The 18,319-nt window shown below is 74.7% G+C and carries 18 protein-coding genes; 11 read left to right on the top strand and 7 right to left on the bottom strand.

From position 1 onward, the window contains the following. From ABZY13_RS15475 to ABZY13_RS15450, 6 genes are all read right to left on the bottom strand, one after another. A complete protein-coding gene (locus ABZY13_RS15475) occupies positions 1 to 1,089 on the bottom strand; it encodes a type III polyketide synthase (protein WP_356630786.1) in 1,089 nt (362 codons plus the stop codon). Between the two features lie 98 nt (positions 1,090 to 1,187). After that, on the bottom strand, positions 1,188 to 1,424 hold the full coding sequence (locus ABZY13_RS15470; protein WP_356630784.1) for a DUF6213 family protein: 237 nt from the start codon (positions 1,422 to 1,424) through the stop codon (positions 1,188 to 1,190). Between the two features lie 25 nt (positions 1,425 to 1,449). Then, positions 1,450 to 2,835, bottom strand: coding sequence for an NADP-dependent succinic semialdehyde dehydrogenase (locus ABZY13_RS15465; protein WP_356630782.1), 1,386 nt, complete (start codon positions 2,833 to 2,835; stop codon positions 1,450 to 1,452). Positions 2,836 to 2,905: 70 nt separating this feature from the next. After that, positions 2,906 to 3,373, bottom strand: coding sequence for an NUDIX domain-containing protein (locus ABZY13_RS15460; protein ID WP_356630780.1), 468 nt, complete (start codon positions 3,371 to 3,373; stop codon positions 2,906 to 2,908). Next, positions 3,370 to 4,908: an ATP-dependent DNA ligase gene (locus ABZY13_RS15455; protein WP_356630778.1), complete on the bottom strand. Its 1,539-nt coding sequence runs from the start codon at positions 4,906 to 4,908 to the stop codon at positions 3,370 to 3,372. Before ABZY13_RS15455 ends, ABZY13_RS15460 begins: the two co-directional genes overlap by 4 nt. A gap of 29 nt (positions 4,909 to 4,937) precedes the next feature. Continuing rightward, positions 4,938 to 5,876, bottom strand: a complete 939-nt coding sequence (locus ABZY13_RS15450; protein ID WP_356630777.1) for an NAD(P)/FAD-dependent oxidoreductase — start codon at positions 5,874 to 5,876, stop codon at positions 4,938 to 4,940. Positions 5,877 to 5,954: 78 nt separating this feature from the next. Between ABZY13_RS15450 and ABZY13_RS15445 the strand changes: the two genes are divergently transcribed. From ABZY13_RS15445 to ABZY13_RS15400, 10 genes are all read left to right on the top strand, one after another. After that, positions 5,955 to 6,527 (top strand): XRE family transcriptional regulator, encoded by a 573-nt coding sequence (locus ABZY13_RS15445; protein ID WP_356630775.1) that lies wholly within the window; start codon positions 5,955 to 5,957, stop codon positions 6,525 to 6,527. A gap of 180 nt (positions 6,528 to 6,707) precedes the next feature. Then, positions 6,708 to 7,718 (top strand): NADPH:quinone oxidoreductase family protein, encoded by a 1,011-nt coding sequence (locus tag ABZY13_RS15440; RefSeq protein WP_356630773.1) that lies wholly within the window; start codon positions 6,708 to 6,710, stop codon positions 7,716 to 7,718. Continuing rightward, entirely contained in the window at positions 7,715 to 8,896 is a 1,182-nt protein-coding gene (locus ABZY13_RS15435; RefSeq protein WP_356630771.1) for an acyl-CoA dehydrogenase family protein, read from the top strand. Before ABZY13_RS15440 ends, ABZY13_RS15435 begins: the two co-directional genes overlap by 4 nt. Continuing rightward, positions 8,893 to 9,984 carry an acyl-CoA dehydrogenase family protein gene (locus ABZY13_RS15430; RefSeq protein WP_356630769.1) on the top strand — a complete coding sequence of 364 codons (1,092 nt, stop codon included), beginning with the start codon at positions 8,893 to 8,895 and terminating at the stop codon, positions 9,982 to 9,984. The genes ABZY13_RS15435 and ABZY13_RS15430 overlap by 4 nt, the downstream gene beginning before the upstream one ends. A gap of 185 nt (positions 9,985 to 10,169) precedes the next feature. Next, on the top strand, positions 10,170 to 11,036 hold the full coding sequence (locus ABZY13_RS15425; RefSeq protein WP_356630767.1) for a phosphatidylinositol-specific phospholipase C/glycerophosphodiester phosphodiesterase family protein: 867 nt from the start codon (positions 10,170 to 10,172) through the stop codon (positions 11,034 to 11,036). Positions 11,037 to 11,146: 110 nt separating this feature from the next. Next, positions 11,147 to 11,341, top strand: coding sequence for a hypothetical protein (locus ABZY13_RS15420; protein ID WP_356630765.1), 195 nt, complete (start codon positions 11,147 to 11,149; stop codon positions 11,339 to 11,341). An 876-nt stretch (positions 11,342 to 12,217) separates the two neighbouring features. Then, positions 12,218 to 13,231 carry an NAD-dependent epimerase/dehydratase family protein gene (locus ABZY13_RS15415; protein WP_356630763.1) on the top strand — a complete coding sequence of 338 codons (1,014 nt, stop codon included), beginning with the start codon at positions 12,218 to 12,220 and terminating at the stop codon, positions 13,229 to 13,231. Continuing rightward, positions 13,228 to 14,184, top strand: coding sequence for a glycosyltransferase family 9 protein (locus ABZY13_RS15410; RefSeq protein WP_356630761.1), 957 nt, complete (start codon positions 13,228 to 13,230; stop codon positions 14,182 to 14,184). Before ABZY13_RS15415 ends, ABZY13_RS15410 begins: the two co-directional genes overlap by 4 nt. A 54-nt stretch (positions 14,185 to 14,238) precedes the next feature. Further along, positions 14,239 to 15,153: a glycosyltransferase gene (locus tag ABZY13_RS15405; RefSeq protein ID WP_356630759.1), complete on the top strand. Its 915-nt coding sequence runs from the start codon at positions 14,239 to 14,241 to the stop codon at positions 15,151 to 15,153. Further along, a complete protein-coding gene (locus ABZY13_RS15400; protein ID WP_356630757.1) occupies positions 15,150 to 16,112 on the top strand; it encodes a glycosyltransferase in 963 nt (320 codons plus the stop codon). The genes ABZY13_RS15405 and ABZY13_RS15400 overlap by 4 nt, the downstream gene beginning before the upstream one ends. A gap of 102 nt (positions 16,113 to 16,214) precedes the next feature. Here the strand turns inward: ABZY13_RS15400 and ABZY13_RS15395 are convergent, their stop codons facing one another. Beyond that, positions 16,215 to 16,409, bottom strand: coding sequence for a DUF2795 domain-containing protein (locus ABZY13_RS15395; RefSeq protein WP_356630755.1), 195 nt, complete (start codon positions 16,407 to 16,409; stop codon positions 16,215 to 16,217). 495 nt (positions 16,410 to 16,904) lie between these two features. Here ABZY13_RS15395 and ABZY13_RS15390 point away from each other — a divergent pair, with 495 nt between their 5' ends. Next, a complete protein-coding gene (locus ABZY13_RS15390) occupies positions 16,905 to 18,317 on the top strand; it encodes an MFS transporter (protein ID WP_356631028.1) in 1,413 nt (470 codons plus the stop codon). The last annotated feature ends 2 nt before the right edge of the window (positions 18,318 to 18,319 follow it).

Below are 18,319 nucleotides of genomic sequence, written 5' to 3'. Positions count from 1 at the left end.
TCAGGTCGCCTCGTCGATCCGCCAGCTGCCCACGGCCATCTCCGCGGTGATGCCGGGCCCGAACCCGGCCAGCAGTCCGCGCGCCCGGTCCTGCGCTCCGCCCTCGTCGAACAGCCGGCGCAGCGCGTCCAGGACGACGGCGCTGGCGATGTTGCCGTACTCGGTGAGCGTGGCCCGGCTGAAGCGGAAGGCGTGCGGTTCGACCCCCAGGAACTTGCTGAGGTCGTCCAGGATGCGCGGCCCGCCGGCGTGGATGATGTAGAAGTCCAGGTCGGAGGCGTCCCAGCCATGCCGACGGGCCAGTTCCTGGAGGGCGGGGGCGAGCGGTTCCATGGTGCCGGGCACCCGCTTGTCCAGCAGGAAGTGGAAGCCGGTGGCCCGGACGTCGTAGGAAATCCAGTCCTCCGTCTTGGGGATCAGGTAGGAGCCGTTGCGCTCCAGCCGGACGCCGGTGCCGCCCCGGCCGCGGACCACTGCGGCGGCGATGCCGTCCCCGAACAGGCCGTTGGACAGCAGCGACCCCACGCCCAGGTCGGTGGGCTGATAGCACAGCGAGCAGAACTCGCAGGCCACGATCAGCGCGTTGCCCTCGGGGTAGGCCGTGCAGAAGTCGTGGGCCCGGTTGATCGCCGCGCCGCCGGCCGCGCAGCCGAGCTGGGCTATGGGGATCTGCCGGGTGGTGGAGCCGAAGTCCATCGCGTTGATCAGCCAGGCCGTGAGCGACGGCATCATGAAGCCGGTGCACGACACGTAGATGATCACGTCGATGTCCGTGGTGAGCAGTTCCGCGTCGTCGAGCGCCCGTTGCACGACGGCCGGGACACGGGCCTTGGCCTCGGCCTCGTAGATCTTGTTGCGGTCCTCGAACCCGGGGTGCTGGAGGGTTTCCTCGATGGGTTGCACGATGTGCCGGGTGCGCACGCCGGTGTTCTCGATCAGGCGGAGGGCCAGCGGCAGTTGGGGATGATCGGCGTGACGGGAGCGCGCCAGCTCGAGCGTCTCCTCCATCGTGATCACGTGTTCCGGGACCGACACCGAGGGTCTGCACAGAGTCGCCATGAACCGTGCCTGCTTTCGTAGGTGGTTCACCTCAGAGGGTGCTGAATCCACGATCGCCCGGCGGCACGCCGATCTCGCGCGGGACTACTCCGTACAGGGGAGGAGACGTGCGGCGGCGGGGAAGGGCGTCAGCCGCGCGCGCCGCTGCTGTGCGCGATGCAGGCCACGTCGATGCGGTCGGCCAGCTTCGCCAGTTCGATGGTCAGCGCGGCCACGGTGTCCTCGTCGAGCCCGTCCTGCCCGGCCTCCACCAGGTGCAGCCACCGGCCGCCCACCGTGCGCAGCAGTTTGCTCACATCGGCCGCCGCCACCTGCAAGGTACCGCGGTCGTCGACGATCAGAGGCAGAGTCACTTCGCGGTTCACAAAGGGGATCGTAGCCGCGCAAGGCTCACGCTCCGTGCCATACGGTGGTGATGTTGCAGAACTCGCGGATTCCGTGCCCGGACAGCTCACGCCCGTACCCGGACCGCTTCACCCCGCCGAACGGGAACGCCGGATGGGACGCGGTCATCCCGTTGACGTACACGCCGCCCGCCTCCAGGTCGCGCACAAAGCGGTCGACGTCGGCCTCGTCGCGGGTCCACACGTTGGAACTGAGGCCGAAGGGCGAGTCGTTGGCGATGAGGACGGCCTCGTCCAGGTCGCCGGCGCGGTAGAGGGTGGCGACCGGGCCGAAGGCCTCCTCGCGGTGGATGCGCATCTCGCGGGTGATGCCCGCGAGGACGGTCGGCGGGTAGAACCAGCCGTCGCCGTCGGGGCGCTCGCCGCCGCACAGCACCGTGGCGCCGGACCGCCTGGCGTCGTCCACCAGTTCCTCGAGGTCCGCGCGTCCCCGCTCGCTGGAGAGCGGCCCGACCTCCGTCTCCTCGTCCATCGGGTCGCCGACGCGCAGCGCCCGCATGCCCTCGGTGAACCGCTCGGCGAAGGCGTCGTAGACGTCGGTGTGCACGATGAAGCGCTTGGCGGCGATGCAGGACTGCCCGGTGTTCTGCACCCGCGCGGTCACCGCGACCTCGGCCGCCCGGTCGATGTCGGCGGACGGCATGACGACGAACGGGTCGCTGCCGCCCAGCTCCAGCACCGTCTTCTTGATCATCTCCCCGGCGGTGGAGGCGACCGCACGCCCGGCGGGCTCGCTGCCGGTGAGGGTGGCCGCCCGCACACGCTCGTCGCGCAGGATGTCGTCGATCGCGGCGGAGCCGACGAGCAGGGTCTGGAAGCAGCCCTCGGGGAAGCCCGCCCGGTGGAAGAGGTCCTCCAGGTACAGGGCCGTCTGCGGGACGTTGGAGGCGTGCTTGAGCAGGCCCACGTTGCCCGCCATCAGCGCGGGCGCGGCGAACCGGATCACCTGCCAGAGCGGGAAGTTCCACGGCATCACCGCCAGCACCGGGCCCAGCGGCCGGTAGCGGACCAGGGCCCGGGAGGCGCCGGAGTCGCGCACGTCGGCGGCGGCGGGCTCCTCGTCGGCGAGCAGTTCCTCGGCGTGCTCGGCGTACCAGCGCAACGCCTTGGCGCACTTGGCGGCCTCCGCGCGGGCCTGCTTGACCGGCTTGCCCATCTCGGTGGTCACGACCCGGGCGATGTCCCGCCCATCCTCGTCGAGCAGGTCGGCGGCCCGGTTCAGCAGCCGGGCGCGCTCGGCGAAGGCGCTCGTCCGATAGGTGCGGAAGGTGGCCTCGGCCAGCTGGAGCCGGCGCTCGACCTCCTCGGCGCCCATGGCCTCGTACGTCTTGACCGTCTCGCCGGTTGCCGGGTTCACCGTCGCGATGGGCATGGCTGACCTCCTGGGGCGGCTGTGCTTCGACCTTCCCGCGCGCCGCGGCGGGCCGCAACGCGTGAGGGGGCTACCGGGCCGAGTGCTCCGCCAGCCGGTCGAGAAACGCGGCCTGCGCCCCGACGATCAGCTCGCGCGCCCGGTCGAGGGCGAGCCACGCGACGCGGTCCAGTTCGGGGAACTCCTGGATGCGGCCCGACCTCGGCGGCCACTCCATGGTGAACGTGCCGGGCACGACGGCCGCCGGGTCAAGGTCGGCCTCCACCGCCCAGGCCGTGACGGTCTTGCCGTTCGCCTGCCGCACCTCCCCGAGCGGGACGGCCTCCCCGTCGGGCGGCGCCAGGCCCAGTTCCTCCCGGAACTCGCGCCGGGCCGCCTCCCAGGCCGGTTCGTCCGGTTCGTACTCGCCCTTCGGCACGGTCCACGCCCCGGCGTCCCGGCGGGCGAAGAAGGGGCCGCCCATATGGCCCAGCAGCACCTCGACGCCCCGGCCGGTGCGGCGGAAGAGCAGCAGTCCGGCGCTGCGCCGCGGGGTCACGGGGCCACCTCCGGGTGCGCGGCCAGCAGCGTCTCGACGGTGTCCGCGTCCTCGGGGCGCTTGTCCTCGCGGTAGCGGACGACACGGGCGAAGCGGAGGGTGACGCCGGCCGGGTAGCGGGTGGAGCGCTGCAGGCCGTCGTAGGCGATCTCGACGACGAGTTCCGGGCGTACGGTCACCACCTGGCCGGTGTCCTCGACGGCCAGCTCCCGCAGCCGCTCGGTCTGCCAGGTCAGCATCGCGTCGGTCATGCCCTTGAAGGTCTTGCCGAGCATGGCGAAGCCGCCGTCCGCGGTGCGGGCGCCCAGGTGCAGGTTGGAGAGCCGGCCGGTGCGCCGGCCGTGGCCCCACTCGGCGGCCAGCACCACCAGGTCGAGGGTGTGGACCGGCTTGACCTTCAGCCAGGAGGCGCCGCGACGGCCCGCGCTGTAGGGCGCGTCCAGGGCCTTGACGACGACGCCCTCGTGGCCGCGCCGGAGCGTTTCGGCGAGGAATTCCTCGGCCGCGGGCACGTCGTCGGGGCCGGCGGCCACGGTGCGCCGTACCCGCATCGGCTCGGGGACCAGCCGGGCCAGTTCGGCGTGGCGTTCGGCGAACGGCAGGTCGAGCAGGTCGCGGCCGTTCACGGACAGCACGTCGAAGAAGACGGGGGAGACGGGCACCGCCGCCGCGGCCGTGGCCACGTCCACCCGGGAGCCCACGCGGCCCGCCGTCTCCTGGAACGAGCGCGGCCGGCCGCTCGCGTCCAGGGCGATGACCTCGCCGTCCAGGACGAAGCGCTCCCCGCGCAGCTCCAGCGCTGCCGACGTGACCTCCGGCAGCCGGTCGGTGATGTCGTCCAGGGTGCGGGTGTAGAGGCGGACGGCGTCGCCGTCGCGGTGCACCTGGACGCGGATGCCGTCGAGCTTCTCCTCCACCGCGCAGACGCCCAGCTTGCCGACCGCCTCGGCGACCGAGCCGGCGGTGTGCGCGAGCATGGGGTGCACCGGGCGGCCGACGGTGAGCCGGAACCGGTCCAGCGACCCGGGCCCGTCCGCGAGCAGGGCCCGCGCCACGTCCTGGAGGGACCCGGCGAGCATCACCGCGCGGCGCACGTCCGCGGGCGGCGCCCCGGTCGCCTCGGCGAGCCCTTCCACCGCCAGCGCGTCCAGGGCGCCCTGCCGGACCTCACCGGTGATCAGCCCGACCAGGAAGCGCTGCTCCGCCTCGGTGGCCGCGCCCATCAGCTCGCCGACCAGCCGGGAGCGCTCGGCCCGGGAGCCGGGCCCGCTCACCGCGCCGATCCCGGTCAGCCGGGCGTCCACCTCGCGCACCGTCAGGCTCGGCGCGTCCGCCGGGGGCACCCGGCGCCCGAGCGCCTGCCAGCCGATGCCGAGCCGCCCCTGCGGCAGCCGGCCGGCGAGGTAGGGGATGACCACGGGCACGTCGTCGGCCTCCGCCTCCCGGAACAGCTCCGCGAGCAGCGCGATCTTGCGGGACCGCGCCGAGGTGGCGGCGACCTCCCGGGACACGTCGGCGAGCCGGGCCAGCAGCATGCAGTCATGGTGCACCGCGACGGCGGGGTCTACACCCGCACCGCCGCGTCCAGGTCGGTCATCAGCAGGTCGCCGTTGATGGTGGCGCCCGCCCGGTAGCCGCCGCTCGCGGCGTTCACCACCTGCTCGCCGAAGCCCGTCGCGTTGCCCGCGGCCCACACGCCCGGCACGCTCGTCAGACCGGTCGCGTCGACCACCGGGTAGGCGCCGAACGGGGTCTCGTGGAACGCGGCGCCGAGCTGCCGCAGCAGGGAGGTCTGCGGGACCGGGCGCGGCGCGACGAACACCACCGAACGGGCGTGGGCGCTCCCGTCCGCGAGCCGCACGCCGGTGATCCGGTCGTCCTCGACCACCACCTCCGCCACCTCGCCGGAGACCACCTCGACCCCGGCGGCGGCCAACCTGCGCAGGTCGTCGTCGGACAGCTCGCTCTCGGCGACCCGGTGCAGGAAGAACGTCACGTCCTTGGACCACTGGGTCACCATCAGCGCCTGGTGCGCGCTCAGGGGGCTGGTGGCCAGTACTCCGAAGGCTTGGTCGCGGACCTCCCAGCCGTGGCAGTACGGGCAGTGCAGCACGTCCCGGCCGAACCGCTCGGCGACCCCGGGGACGTCGGGCAGCTCGTCCTTGAGGCCGGTGGTGATCACCAGCCGCCGGCCGCGCACCGTGCGCCCGCCCGCCAGGGTCACCGCGAATCCCCCGTCGACCCGGGCGGCGGCCACCGCCCGGTCCCGGACCGGCTCCACGCCGTACCGGGCGATCTCCTCGCGGCCGACGGCGAGCAGTTCGGCCGGCGGCATGCCGTCCCGTGACAGGAAGCCCTGCATGTGCGCGGCCGGCGCGTTGCGCGGCTCGCCCGCGTCGACCACCAGGGTGCGGCGCCGGGCGCGGCCCAGGACGAGCGCCGCGGACAGACCGGCCGCCCCGCCGCCGACGACGATCACTTCGTAATCGGTCTCTTCGGTCATCGTGACCACCTCCACCCACAACGTCGTCCACGAGCCACGGGATTGACAAACCGCTTTGCCGAAACTGCAATGGCGGGCATGACGACGGACGAGGTTCTCTCGGAAGTGGGGCCGCGGCTGCGGCGGATCCGCAAGGAGCGCGAGGTGACCCTGGCCGCGCTCTCGGAGGCGACCGGCATCTCGGTGAGCACGCTCTCGCGGCTGGAGTCGGGCCTGCGCAAGCCCAGCCTGGAGCTGCTGCTGCCGATCGCGCGGGCCCACCAGGTGCCGCTGGACGAGCTAGTGGGCGCACCGCCGGTCGGCGACCCGCGGGTGCGCAGCAAGCCGATCGTGCGGCACGGTCGCACGTACTGGCCGCTCACCCGGCAGCCCGGCGGGCTCCAGGCCTTCAAGGTGCTCGTGCCCCGGCGCACGGAGGAGCCGGAGCCGCGCACCCACGAGGGCTACGAGTGGCTGTACGTCCTCTCGGGCCGGCTGCGGTTCGTGCTGGGCGAGCACGACATCGTGATGGGGGCCGGGGAGGCGGCCGAGTTCGACACCCGGGTGCCGCACTGGTTCGGGTCGACGGGGGAGGGGCCGGCGGAGTTCCTCAGCCTCTTCGGGCCGCAGGGGGAGCGGATGCACGTGCGCGCCAAGCCGGCCCGGCCGTGAGGGAGGCCACCGCCGCGGAGCGTCGCGGACGCACTCGTCCCCTGCGTCCCGGAGGAAGCCGTTCCGGGGTGCGCGCCCACCCCGTCCAGCCGTGACGGACGCGACTGTTCCCCGATCGTCAAGCGACCGCTTAGTATGCGATCGACCCGGTCGGACGACGAAGTCGCGTGGAGGCCCTTCATGCAGGCATGGCAGGTGCACGAGAACGGCGAGCCGAGCGAGGTGATGCGCCTTGCGGACGTGGCGCCGCCGACGCCCGGCGACGGCCAGGTCGTGCTGCGGGTACGCGCGGCGAACATCAACTTCCCGGACGCGCTGATGTGCCGGGGCCACTACCAGGTGAAGCCCCCGCTGCCCTTCACGCCGGGCGTCGAGGTGTGCGGCGAGACCGAGGACGGGCGCCGGGTCATCGCCACCCCGCTGCTGCCGTACGGCGGCTTCGCCGAGTACGCCGTCGCGGACGCCGCCGCCCTGCTGCCGGCGCCCGAGGCGCTGGACGACGCGGAGGCCGCCGCCCTCCACATCGGCTACCAGACGGGCTGGTTCGGCCTGCACCGCCGGGCCCGCCTGGAGGCCGGCGAGACGTTGCTCGTGCACGCCGCCGCCGGCGGGGTCGGCAGCGCGGCCGTGCAGCTTGGCAAGGCCGCCGGCGCCACCGTCATCGGTGTCGTCGGCGGCCCCGGCAAGGCGGCCGTCGCCCGCGAACTCGGCTGCGACGTGGTGATCGACCGGCGCGCCGAGGACGTCGTGGCGGCGGTGAAGGAAGCCACCGGCGGACGCGGCGCCGACGTCGTCTACGAGCCGGTCGGCGGCGCGGCCTACGCCCAGTCCGCCAAGACGGTCGCCTTCGAGGGGCGGATCGTGATCGTCGGCTTCGCCAGCGGCACCATCCCGAGCCCGGCCCTCAACCACGCCCTCGTGAAGAACTACTCCATCCTCGGCCTGCACTGGGGCCTGTACAACACCAAGAACCCCAAGCTGGTCGCGCACTGCCACGAGCAGCTCACCGAACTCGCCGCCCGCGGCGCGATCAGGCCCCTGGTGAGCGAGCGGGCCCCCCTGGGCGACGCCGCAGCGGCCGTCCAGCGGGTCGCCGACGGGGTGACGACCGGCCGGGTCGTCGTCGTCCCCGAGCACGCGTCCGGGGGCGGACCCGCGGGCGCCGCACCCGAGAACGGAGCCGTCGCATGACCGACGCCGAAGACCTGCGCCGCCGCACCCGGGACCTGCTGGCCGCGCACCCGCCCGCGACCACCGGGCGCGCGGAGTTCCTGCGGGCCCGCTTCGACGCCGGACTGGCCTGGGTGCACTTCCCCGAGGGCCTCGGCGGACTCGGCGCGCCGCGCTCGCTCCAGGCGGTCGTGGACGCGGAACTGGAGGCCGCCGGCGCACCCGACAACGACCCGCGCCGCATCGGCATCGGCCTCGGGATGGCCGCGCCGACCATCCTGGAGTACGGCACCGAGGAGCAGAAGCGCCGGTTCCTGCGGCCCCTGTGGCTGGGGGAGGAGGTCTGGTGCCAGCTGTTCAGCGAGCCGGGCGCCGGTTCCGACCTGGCCGCCCTCGGCACCAGGGCCGTGCGGGAGGGCGACGAGTGGGTCGTCGACGGGCAGAAGGTGTGGACGTCCAGCGCGCATCTCGCCCGCTGGGCCATCCTCATCGCCCGCACCGACCCTGCCGTGCCCAAGCACCGGGGCATCACGTACTTCGTCTGCGACATGACCGACCCCGGCGTCGAGGTCCGCCCGCTGCGCCAGATCACCGGCGAGGCCGAGTTCAACGAGGTGTTCCTCACCGGCGTGCGCATCCCCGACGCCCACCGCCTCGGCGACGTCGGCGACGGCTGGCGCGTCGCGCAGACCACCCTCAACAACGAGCGCGTCGCCATCGGCGGCATGCGCCTGCCCCGCGAGGGCGGCATGATCGGCCCGGTCGCGAGGACCTGGCGCGAACGCCCCGAACTGCGCACCCACGAACTGCACCAGCGCCTGCTGACGCTGTGGGTCGAGACCGAGGCGGCCCGCCTCACCGGCGAACGCCTGCGCCAGCAGCTCGTCGCCGGCCAGCCCGGCCCCGAGGGCGCCGGCATGAAACTCTCCTTCGCCCGCCTCAACCAGGAGATCAGCGGCCTGGAGGTGGAACTCCGGGGCGAAGAGGGCCTGTTGTACGACGACTGGACCATGCGCCGCCCCGAGCACGTCGACTTCACCGGCCGCGACGCCGGTTACCGCTATCTGCGCGCCAAGGGCAACAGCATCGAGGGTGGGACCAGCGAGGTCCTGCTGAACATCGTCGCCGAGCGCGTCCTCGGGCTGCCCGCCGAGCCGCGCACCGACAAAGACGTCACATGGAAGGACCTGGCCCGATGAGCGCACAGCCGGACCTGCTGTACTCGCCGGAGGAAGAGGCACTGCGCGCCGCCGTCCGGGACCTGCTCGCGGACCACTGCGACGCGGCGCGCGTCCTCGCCCGCGCGGAGTCGGACGCGCCCCACGACCTGTCGCTGTGGAAGGCGCTCACCGAGGGCATGGGCCTCGCGGGCCTCCTGGTGCCGGAGGCGCTGGACGGCCAGGGCGCCACGCACCGCGAAGTCGCCGTCGTGCTGGAGGAACTGGGCCGGGCGGTCGCGCCGGTGCCGTTTCTGACCAGCGCCGTCGTCGCCACCGAGGCGCTGCTGGCCTGCGGCGCCGACGACCTGCTCACCGAACTGGCGTCCGGCGCGTCGGTCGGCGCGCTGGCCGTCGGGCTGCACACCGCCCCGGACGCCGCGTTCCCGACCGTCCACGCCGAGAACGGCACCCTCCGCGGCGAGCTGACCGGCATCGCCGACGCCGCCGTCGCCGACATCCTGCTGGTCCCGGCCGACGACGGCGCGCTCCACGCGGTCGCCGCCTCCGACGCCGCCGTCACCCCGCGCACGTCCCTCGACCTGACCCGCCCGGTGGCCACCGTGCGGCTCGACGGCGCACCGGCCCGCCGCCTGGGCGACTCCGGACCCGCGGTGCGCCGTGCCCTGCGCGCCGCCGCCGGACTGCTCGCCTCCGAACAACTCGGGCTCGCCGACTGGTCGCTGACCGAGACGGTGCGCTACCTGAAGGAGCGCAAGCAGTTCAACCGGCCCGTCGGCGGCTTCCAGGCGCTCAAGCACCGGCTCGCCCAACTGTGGCTGGAGACCGTCACCCTCCGCGCCACCGCCCGCGCCGCCGCCGACGCCCTCGCGCGCGGCGACGACGACTCCGAGACGGCGATCGCGGTGGCCGTCGCCCAGGCCTACGCCGCGTCCGTGGCCGTACGGGCCGCCGAGGAGGCGCTCCAACTCCACGGCGGAATCGGGATGACCTGGGAACACCCGGTGCACCTCTACCTCAAGCGGGCCAAGGCCGACTCCCTCGCCTACGGCACGGCCGGCGCCCATCGCGCCGCCCTGGCCGACCTGGTGGACCTCCGGGCCCCCTGAACCGACGGCCGCGCCGACCACGGGGAAAGCCCGTCCCACCAGGGGCGGGCTTTTCGGTGCGCTCACGGCCGGCGAAGTGAACTCATGGCGGCGGTCAGGCCAACACCGGTCCCGCACCTGCCTGTTGAGCCGAACGGAATCGCATACTCCCTGGAGATCCGTCCGGCCCGTCAGGGAGGCAGAGCATGGCCCTCACCACCACCCGCCGCAGAGCCCTCACCACCCTCGGCGCCGCCCTCGCGGGCGCCGTCGCCCTGCCCGGCGCGACCGCGCTGGCCAGTGACCGGGGGCGCCACCCCCGTCCGCTGTGGCGCGCTCACGCCCACAACGACTACGAGCACCCGCGCCCCCTCCTGGACGCCCTCGACCACCGCTTCGGCAGCGTCGAGGCCGACATCCACCTCGTGGGCGACCAGCTCCTCGTCGCCCACGACCCCGAGGATCTCGATCCCGCCCGCACCCTGGAGTCGCTCTACCTCGACCCGCTCGCCGCCCGCGTCAGGGCCCACCACGGCCGGGTCCACCGCGGCCACCGCGGCTCCCTCCAGCTGCTCATCGACCTCAAGACCGAGGGCGCCTCCACGTACCTCGAACTCGACCGTCGTCTGCGCCGCTACAAGCACCTGTTCACCACGTACGCGCACGGCCGGGTCTTCCCCGGTCCCGTCACCGCCGTCGTCTCCGGCCACCGCGCCGCCCGCGCGCCCATGGAGGCGCAGACCGTGCGTCACGCGTTCTACGACGGCCGCCTCGCCGACCTCGGCACCTCGGCGCCCGCCTCCTTCGTCCCTCTGATCAGCGACAACTGGACGCTGAACTTCACCTGGCGGGGCGAGGGCGCCTTCCCCGAGACCGAGCGGCAGAAGCTGCGCACCATCGTGCAGGCGGCCCACTCCCGAGGGCAGAAGGTGCGCTTCTGGGCCACCCCCGACATGCCCGGCCCCGCCCGCGACGCGCTGTGGGGCGAACTGGTCGCCGCCGACGTCGACTTCCTCAACACCGACGACCTGAGCGGACTGGAGGCGTTCCTGGACGCCCACGCCTTGGGGTGACACCACACGTTCGGTGGACAGGTCAGCCGCCCGGACGAACCCTCCGCTACGCCACACTTGCGGCCGAACGCCGTGAATCAGACGTGGCGGCGTGGCGGAGGAGGTTGACGATGGCCGTTTCCATCTCTGTGGTGCTGCTGCTCCTGATCCTCGCGGTGATCTTCGTGCGCAGCGGCGGGCTGAAGTTCTCCCACGCGTTGGTCTGCCTGCTGCTGGGCTTCTACCTCGCCGGTTCGAGCGTGGCCCCCACCATTCACAGCGGCATCACGGCCACGGCCGAACTGGTGGGGAGCCTCAGCCCCTGATCGGCGGCGGGAGGGGGCGAGGCCGAGGGCGACGGTCGCCTCCGGCGTCGCACCGGTTCCGGGAGTTCGGCGGGCTCGGGACGGTGCGGTGCCGCGGTGCCGCGGTGCCGCGGTGTCGGGGTGCCGGGGTGCTGCGGTGGTGCCGTGATGCGCTCCGGCGCACTGAGCAGCACGCGTCACGTGCCGTCGGCCACGCCGGCCGTCGAGCCCGGGCGGCGGCCGCCCGCAGGCCGCCCGGGTGCGGGTGCGGCGTGGCGTGCGGCACCGACGCCGTGCGGGCTGCACGGCGGCAGCCGTAGGGCGCCGCCGCCTCCTGGCCAGGGCGAGCGCGCCGACGGAGTCGGCCGGTAGGCGTACTGGTGCAGTCCGCGAGCGGCAGGCACGCCTCGGGCGTGGTTCCCCGCCGGCCGGCGGCCCGCGCCGCAACGCCCCGGGACAGCACAGACCGGGGACACGGCGGCCTGTGTGGCGAGCGCCGAGGCAGCCGCCGGTAACCCCCTGCGGTGCCGAGCCGTCCCGCCGTCTGACGAGGCTTCAGCCATCTTCCCGAGGCTTCGTCACGGGCGCAGGCGTCCCGGACGGCATGGTCCGGCAGGGCGACGGACGGGCAGGCCGGGAGCGGACGGGCAGGCCGGGAGCGGACGGGCGAGGCGCCGGGAGCGGGACCGTCTGACGGCGGGTTCGGCCTGTTCGTGGGACGCCCCGAGCCGCGGCGGGTGATGGGCGGCGGTGACGCGCGACACGGGTGGCGGGCGGCGGACGCCGGGCCGTGGCCGCCCCCCACCAGGTGGCACACGCGCACCGGACGGCGGAGTATGAAAACGGGCCGCGCAGGGCACTCGGCCGGCGCTGACCGGCGGAAGGAAGGTCGTGGTCATGTCGCCGATGACGTTCTCCGCGCTGCCTCTGCCCCGGCCCCGCTGGGAACGGGTCCTGGTGACCGGCGGCGCCGGATTCCTGGGCTCGCACCTGTGCGAGCGGCTCCTCGACGGCGGGATCGACGTCGACTGCGTGGACGACCTGTCGACGGGGTCCCGCGACAACGTCCGCCACCTGACCGGACGCCCCGGCTTCCGGGTCCTCGAACTCGACGTCACGGGCCCCGGCCTCGACGCCCTCGCGGGCCCGTACGACCTGGTGCTGCACTTCGCCGGACCGGCCGCGCCGTCGGACCCCGGGTACCGGCCCCTCATCGCGCTCGACACCGCCCGCCTCGGCACCCGCAACGCGCTGACCCTCGCAGAGCGGTCCGGAGCACGGTTCCTCCTCGGCTCCGCCTGCCAGGTCTACGGCGACCCCGAGGAGCATCCGCAGAGCGAGGAGTACTGCGGCCACCTCGACCCCGTCGGCCCGCGCAGCGCCCACGACGAGGCCACCCGCTATGCCGAGGCCCTCACCACCGCGTACGCCACCGCCCACTGCGCCGACGCCGGAATCGTGCGCGTGTTCAACACCTACGGTCCCCGGATGCGGGCGGACGGCGGCCGGGCCGTGCCCACCTTCGTCCGGCAGGCACTCGCCGGGCAACCGCTCACCATCGAGGGCGACGGCCGCCAGACCCGGTCGTTCTGCTACGTCGACGATGTCGTCGACGGCGTGCTCAGGGTCGCCGCCGGCCGGTCCGTACGGCCCGTGAACATAGGCGGCGACGAGGAGACGACCGTGCTGGACCTGGCCCGCAGGGTCCTCGCGCTGACCGGCGCCCGTTCGACCGTGCGGTTCGGCCCCGCCCGCCCGCACGACCCCGCGCGTCGGCGGCCCGTCACCCACTACGTCCGGGAGATCTTCGGCTGGAGTCCCGGAGTCGGCCTCGACGACGGGCTCAAGCGGACCATCGCCCACTTCGCGGAACAGCCCCCGCCGCCCGGCCGGACGGAGCCGCTGCGGTGAAGGCGCTCGTCGTGCGCCCCGACGGCTTCGCGGGCGTGCTGCTGGCCGGGCCCGCCGTGCGCGCCGTGGCCACCCTGGCCTCCCGGGTGACGGTGATGTGCGGCCCCGACGGCGCGCCCGCCGCCCGGCTGCTGCCGCACGTCGACGACGTCCTCGTCTGGGACGCGCCCTGGGAACCGCCCGGGCCCGACGGCGAGGGCCGTCTGCGGCGCCTGCGCGAGGCGGGGTACGACGTGGCGCTCGTCCTCCCGCCGGAGGCGCACGACCCGCTGCCCACGGCACGCCTGCTGCGACGGGCGCGGGTCGCGAGGATCGGCGCGCGGCTCACGGGCGGGCAGCGAGCGGAAGGGGCGGGCGGATCCGGTCACGTCGGCCCCGGCCCGGCGCGCGCCGACGGACAGGCCGGCCCCATCGACGTCGGTCACCGTCTCCCGCCGGACCGGCCGGACGCCGAGGCCGCCCTCGACACGGCGGCGGCCATGGGCTTCGCGCCCCGCCCCGGCGACGACGGACGGCTGCGCGTGGTCCCCGCCCCGGACACCACCGGCCTCACCGGAAACGGCCCGTACGTAGTGGTCCACCCCGGTTCCTCCTGCGACCCGGACCGCTGCCGCGAGACGGTCGCGCTGCTCGCCGACGCCGGACACCGCGTCGTCGTCACCGGCGGTCCCGGGGACCGCGCCACGACCCGGTTCGTCGCCGACGGGACGGCGGTCGACCTCGGCGGCCGTACCGACCCCCGGCGCTTCGCCGGCGTGCTGCGCGCCGCCGACGCCGCCGTCACCGACAGCGCCGGAGCCGCCCTGCTGACGGCGGCCACCGGGACACCGGTCGTCGCGCTCACCGACCGGCCGCTGCCGCCCAAGGCCCCCGGCGTCCGGCTCGACCCCGGCGGCACCACCGCCCGGGACGTGCGGGACGCCGTACGGAACATCCTCGCGCAGGGAGCGTGACGGCCGGCGCCGCCGCTCCGCGAACCACTACCGCGCGCCTCCAGGAGGTGGCCCATGCCCGACCCCCTCGCCGCCCCGAACTCCGCCCGCTCCGCAGGCCGCCCGGCCCGCGTCACGGTCGCCGTGATCACCCGCGACCGCCGGGACGGCCTGCTGCGCACCCTGGACCGGCTCGCCGCGCTGCCCGAACGGCCCCCGGTCGTCATCGTGGACAACGGCTCCACGGACGGGACGGTGACCGCGGCCCGGGCCCACCCGGTGCGGGCGCGCGTGGTCGCCGCCGGGCGCAACACCGGCGCGCTCGGCCGCAACCTCGCCGTCCGGCACGCGGCCACCCCGTACGTGGCCTTCAGCGACGACGACTCCTGGTGGGCGCCGGGCGCGCTGGACCACGCGGCCGACCTCTTCGACGCGCATCCGCGCCTCGGCCTGCTGGCCGCCCGCACCCTGGTCGGGCCCCTCGCCACCGAGGACCCGCTGAACTCCGTGCTGGCGACCTCGCCCCTGCCGCCCGCCGACGACCTCCCGGGCCGCCCGGTCCTCGGCTTCCTCGCCTGCGCGGCCGTCGTCCGGCGGCAGGCCTTCCTCGACGCGGGCGGCTTCCACCGGGTGCTGTTCTTCGGCGGCGAGGAGAGCCTGCTCGCCTACGACCTCGCCGCCCGCGGCTGGGGCGTCGTCCACGTGCCCACGGTCACCGCCGTGCACCACCCCGACCCCGGCGAACGGCCCGGCCGCTCCGCGGTGCAGCGCCGCAACGCCCTGCTCACCGACTGGCTGCGCCGCCCCCCATCGATCGCCCTGCGGCACACCGGCCGCCTCGTCGCCGACGCCGCCCGCGGCGAGGGGGAAGCCCGGCGCGCGCTGGGCGGCACACTCGCCCGCCTCCCCCGGGCCCTCCGGTATCGCAGGCCCCTGCCCGGCCCGGTCGAACAGGCGGCCCGGCTGCTGGACGACAAGGACAGGACATGACGCACGACACCCCCCGGTCCCGGCCGGCGCGCCCCGGCCTCGCCCCGGCCGCCGACGCCCACGGCCCCGATCCCCGGACGACCGTCGTCATCATCACCCGCAACCGCCGCGCCGAACTGCTGCGCACCCTGCGCACCCTGCGGGCCCTCCCGGAGCGGCCCCGGGTGATCGTCACCGACAACGGGTCCGAGGACGGCACCGCGCAGGCCGTCGCCCGGGAGTTCCCGGAGACGACCCTGCTGCGACCCGGACGCAACCTCGGGGCCGTCGGCCGCAACCTCGCCGTACGGCACACACGCACCCCGTACGTCGCCTTCTGCGACGACGACACCTGGTGGGACCCGGGCTGCCTCCGGCACGCGGCGGACCTCCTCGACGCGCACCCGCGGCTCGCCGCCGTCACGGCGCGCATCGTCGTCGAGCCGTCGGGGGAGGAGGACCCGGTCGTCGCCGAACTGCGCGACTCGCCCCTCACCGGCCCCGACTGGCTGCCCGGCCCCGCCCTCGGCTCGTTCCTCGCCGCGGCCACGGTGATGCGCACCGAGGCCTTCCGGTCCGTCGGAGGCTTCCACCCGGGCCTGTGGATCGGCGGTGAGGAGGAACTCCTGGCCACCGACCTGCTGCGCCGCGGGCACTGGCTGAGCTATGTGCCCGAGCTGACCATCCACCACGCCGCCTCACCGGTGCGGGACAGCACCGAGCGGCGTGTGCTGGGCATCCGCAACACCCTCTGGTTCACCTGGCTGCGGCGCCCCTGGCCGTCGGCGCTGCGGCGGACCTGGTACCTGATGCGCACGGTGCCGCGCGACCGGGCGTCCGTGCGGGCCTTCGGGCGGGCGGTCGCCGGGCTGCCCTGGGTGCTCCGACAGCGCGATCCCGTGCCGGCCGACCTGGAGGCCCGGCTGGTGGCGCTGGAGGAGGCGCGGCGGTCTTCTCCGGCGCGGCGGTACGTCGGCTGAACGACGGGAGGGGGCGAGGGCTTCGGCTGAACGCCGCGCACGGCTGCCCGCACGTGAAGGCGGCCGGGCTCCGTGCCCGGCCGCCTTCACGTGCGGTGCGGATCACTTCTCGTTGAAGACGGCCTTGCTCACCTCGGCGGGATTCTCGAACCTCTTCTGCCCGAGGTGCTCGATCCGCTCGGTGACCTCCTTGGGCGCCTTGTTGCTCCGGGCGACCTCCGCGAGCTGATCGCGGTCGGCCGGGTACTCCGCTCCGGACAGGGCTTTCTGCAGGTCAGGGGGGCTGATACCGGCCATGGTTCCTCCATGGTGAAGGATCGGTTTCCTGGGGGGCAGTCCTTCAGGGCACCGGGTGCCCGTCCCGCCCGTCCGGGTAACACGCCCCTGCCGGGCATTGTCCGCCGCCCTTGTGAGCAAGTGCACAAGCTTCTCCAAGTTGCTTGTCCCTGGCGTGACTTGGGGGTTCGCCGCCCTCGGGGGCGAAGGCGCGGGCGACCAGGGTGAAGTCCCGTCTGCCACGATGGGCGCCGCCGTACTCCGGGGTCCGGGTACGGAAGCCTCCACGACCGCCTCTTCGGGCGTCGCGGCAGGCCCGCCGGACCCGGGTGGAGCGACCGCGCAGCGCAGCCGGTCCCTCACAGCTCCCGCGGACGGCCGTCCACCCCGACCGTGTCCCCCGGGACCCCGCTCCATCCGAGTACACCTGTGCCTTCTCTTCCCGCCCCCGCCGTGTCCGCCTCCGCGCCGCGGGCCGCCGACCGGTCGCCCTGGCGGTCCCTGCGCTACCGCAGCATGCGCTGGTGGTCCCTGGCGAACTTCGTCTCGAACGCCGGTACGTGGATGCAGCTCACGGTGCAGAACCTGCTCGTGCTGCAGATCACCGGTTCGGCCGCCGCGACCGGTCTGTCCGTGTCCGTGCAGGCCGCCCCCGCGCTGCTGGTGAGCCTCGTGGGCGGCGCGGCCGTCGACCGCTGGCCCCGCAAGCCGACGGCCCTGGTCAGCCAGGCGCTGCTCGGCCTCGTCGCCCTGGTGACGGCCGCGCTGGTGGCGACAGGCCGGCTCGACCTGACCGTGCTGCTCGTGCTGGCGGCGGTCACCGGCACCATCGCCACCGTCGACGGGCCCGCCTGCGCCCTGCTCGGCAACGACCTGGTCCCCGCCGAGGACGTGCCCTCCGCCATCGGCGTGGGGTCCCTGGTGCACAGCGCCGGCCGGCTCGCGGGCACGGCCTTCGCCGGGGTGGCGGTCGGCTTCCTGGGCACGGCCGCCGCCTATGCCGCCAACGGGCTGTCGTTCCTCTTCGTCGCCTCGGTGGTGCCGTTCCTGCGACCGGCGGCGGGGGCGGTGACGGTGGCGGGGAGCAAGGGCCCGACGAGCGGGCAGAAGGCGAGGACCGGGAAGAGGGTCAGGATCGGGAAGAAGGCGAAGGGCCTTCCGGACACCGTCCCCTTCATCCCCGCGCAGCGCGGCTCCGAGCCGGCCCGCGACAATCTGCAGCGCGGCTCCGAGCCGGCCCGCGAGGACCTGCAGCGCGGCTCCGAGCCGGCCCGTGAGGACCTCACCGTGCGGCAGGGCCTGGTCTTCTTCCTGCGTCGTCCCCGGCTGGTCGCGCTCGCCGGCATCACCGGCGTCAGCGCCGTCTTCGGGCGGAACTACGGGCTCACCCTCGCCGTGCTCGTCACCGGCCCGCTCGCGGGCGGCGCCGGGGAGTTCGGCACGGTGTCCACGGTCCTCGCCGTCGGCGGCATCGTCGGCGCGGTGCTCGGCGCCAGGCTGCGCCGGCCATCGGTGCGGCTGGTGGGCGCCCTCGCCGCCACCGGCGGTCTGCTCCAGGCCGTGGCGGGGCTGTCGCCCTCGCTCGCCGTGCTGCTGGTGCTGGTCCTGCCCATGGCCGTCGTGGAGTCCGTGTCCGACACCGCCGGCACGACCGTGCTGCAGACCGATCCGCCGGCGCAGCTGCGCGGCCGGGTGCTCGGGGTGTGGGGCAGCATCAGCACCGGGTGGGGGCTGGCCGGGCCGCCCGCGCTGGGCCTGCTCATGGAGTGGGCGGGAGCGCGCGGCGCCCTGACCGCCGGCGGCCTGGTCATCGCCGGTTCGATCGCGGCGGGGTACCTGCTGCGGGAGCGCAGGACGCCCGTGCCGGTCACCGTGCGCACCGAGGAGCGCGGCGGAGCGGCGCAGCCCGAGCTCAGCACGGCGGCCTGACG

Origin of the sequence: Streptomyces sp. NPDC006610 (genome assembly GCF_040611575.1) — a bacterium.
Taxonomy (GTDB): domain Bacteria; phylum Actinomycetota; class Actinomycetes; order Streptomycetales; family Streptomycetaceae; genus Streptomyces.
This window is presented reverse-complemented; position numbering and strand designations above follow the sequence as displayed.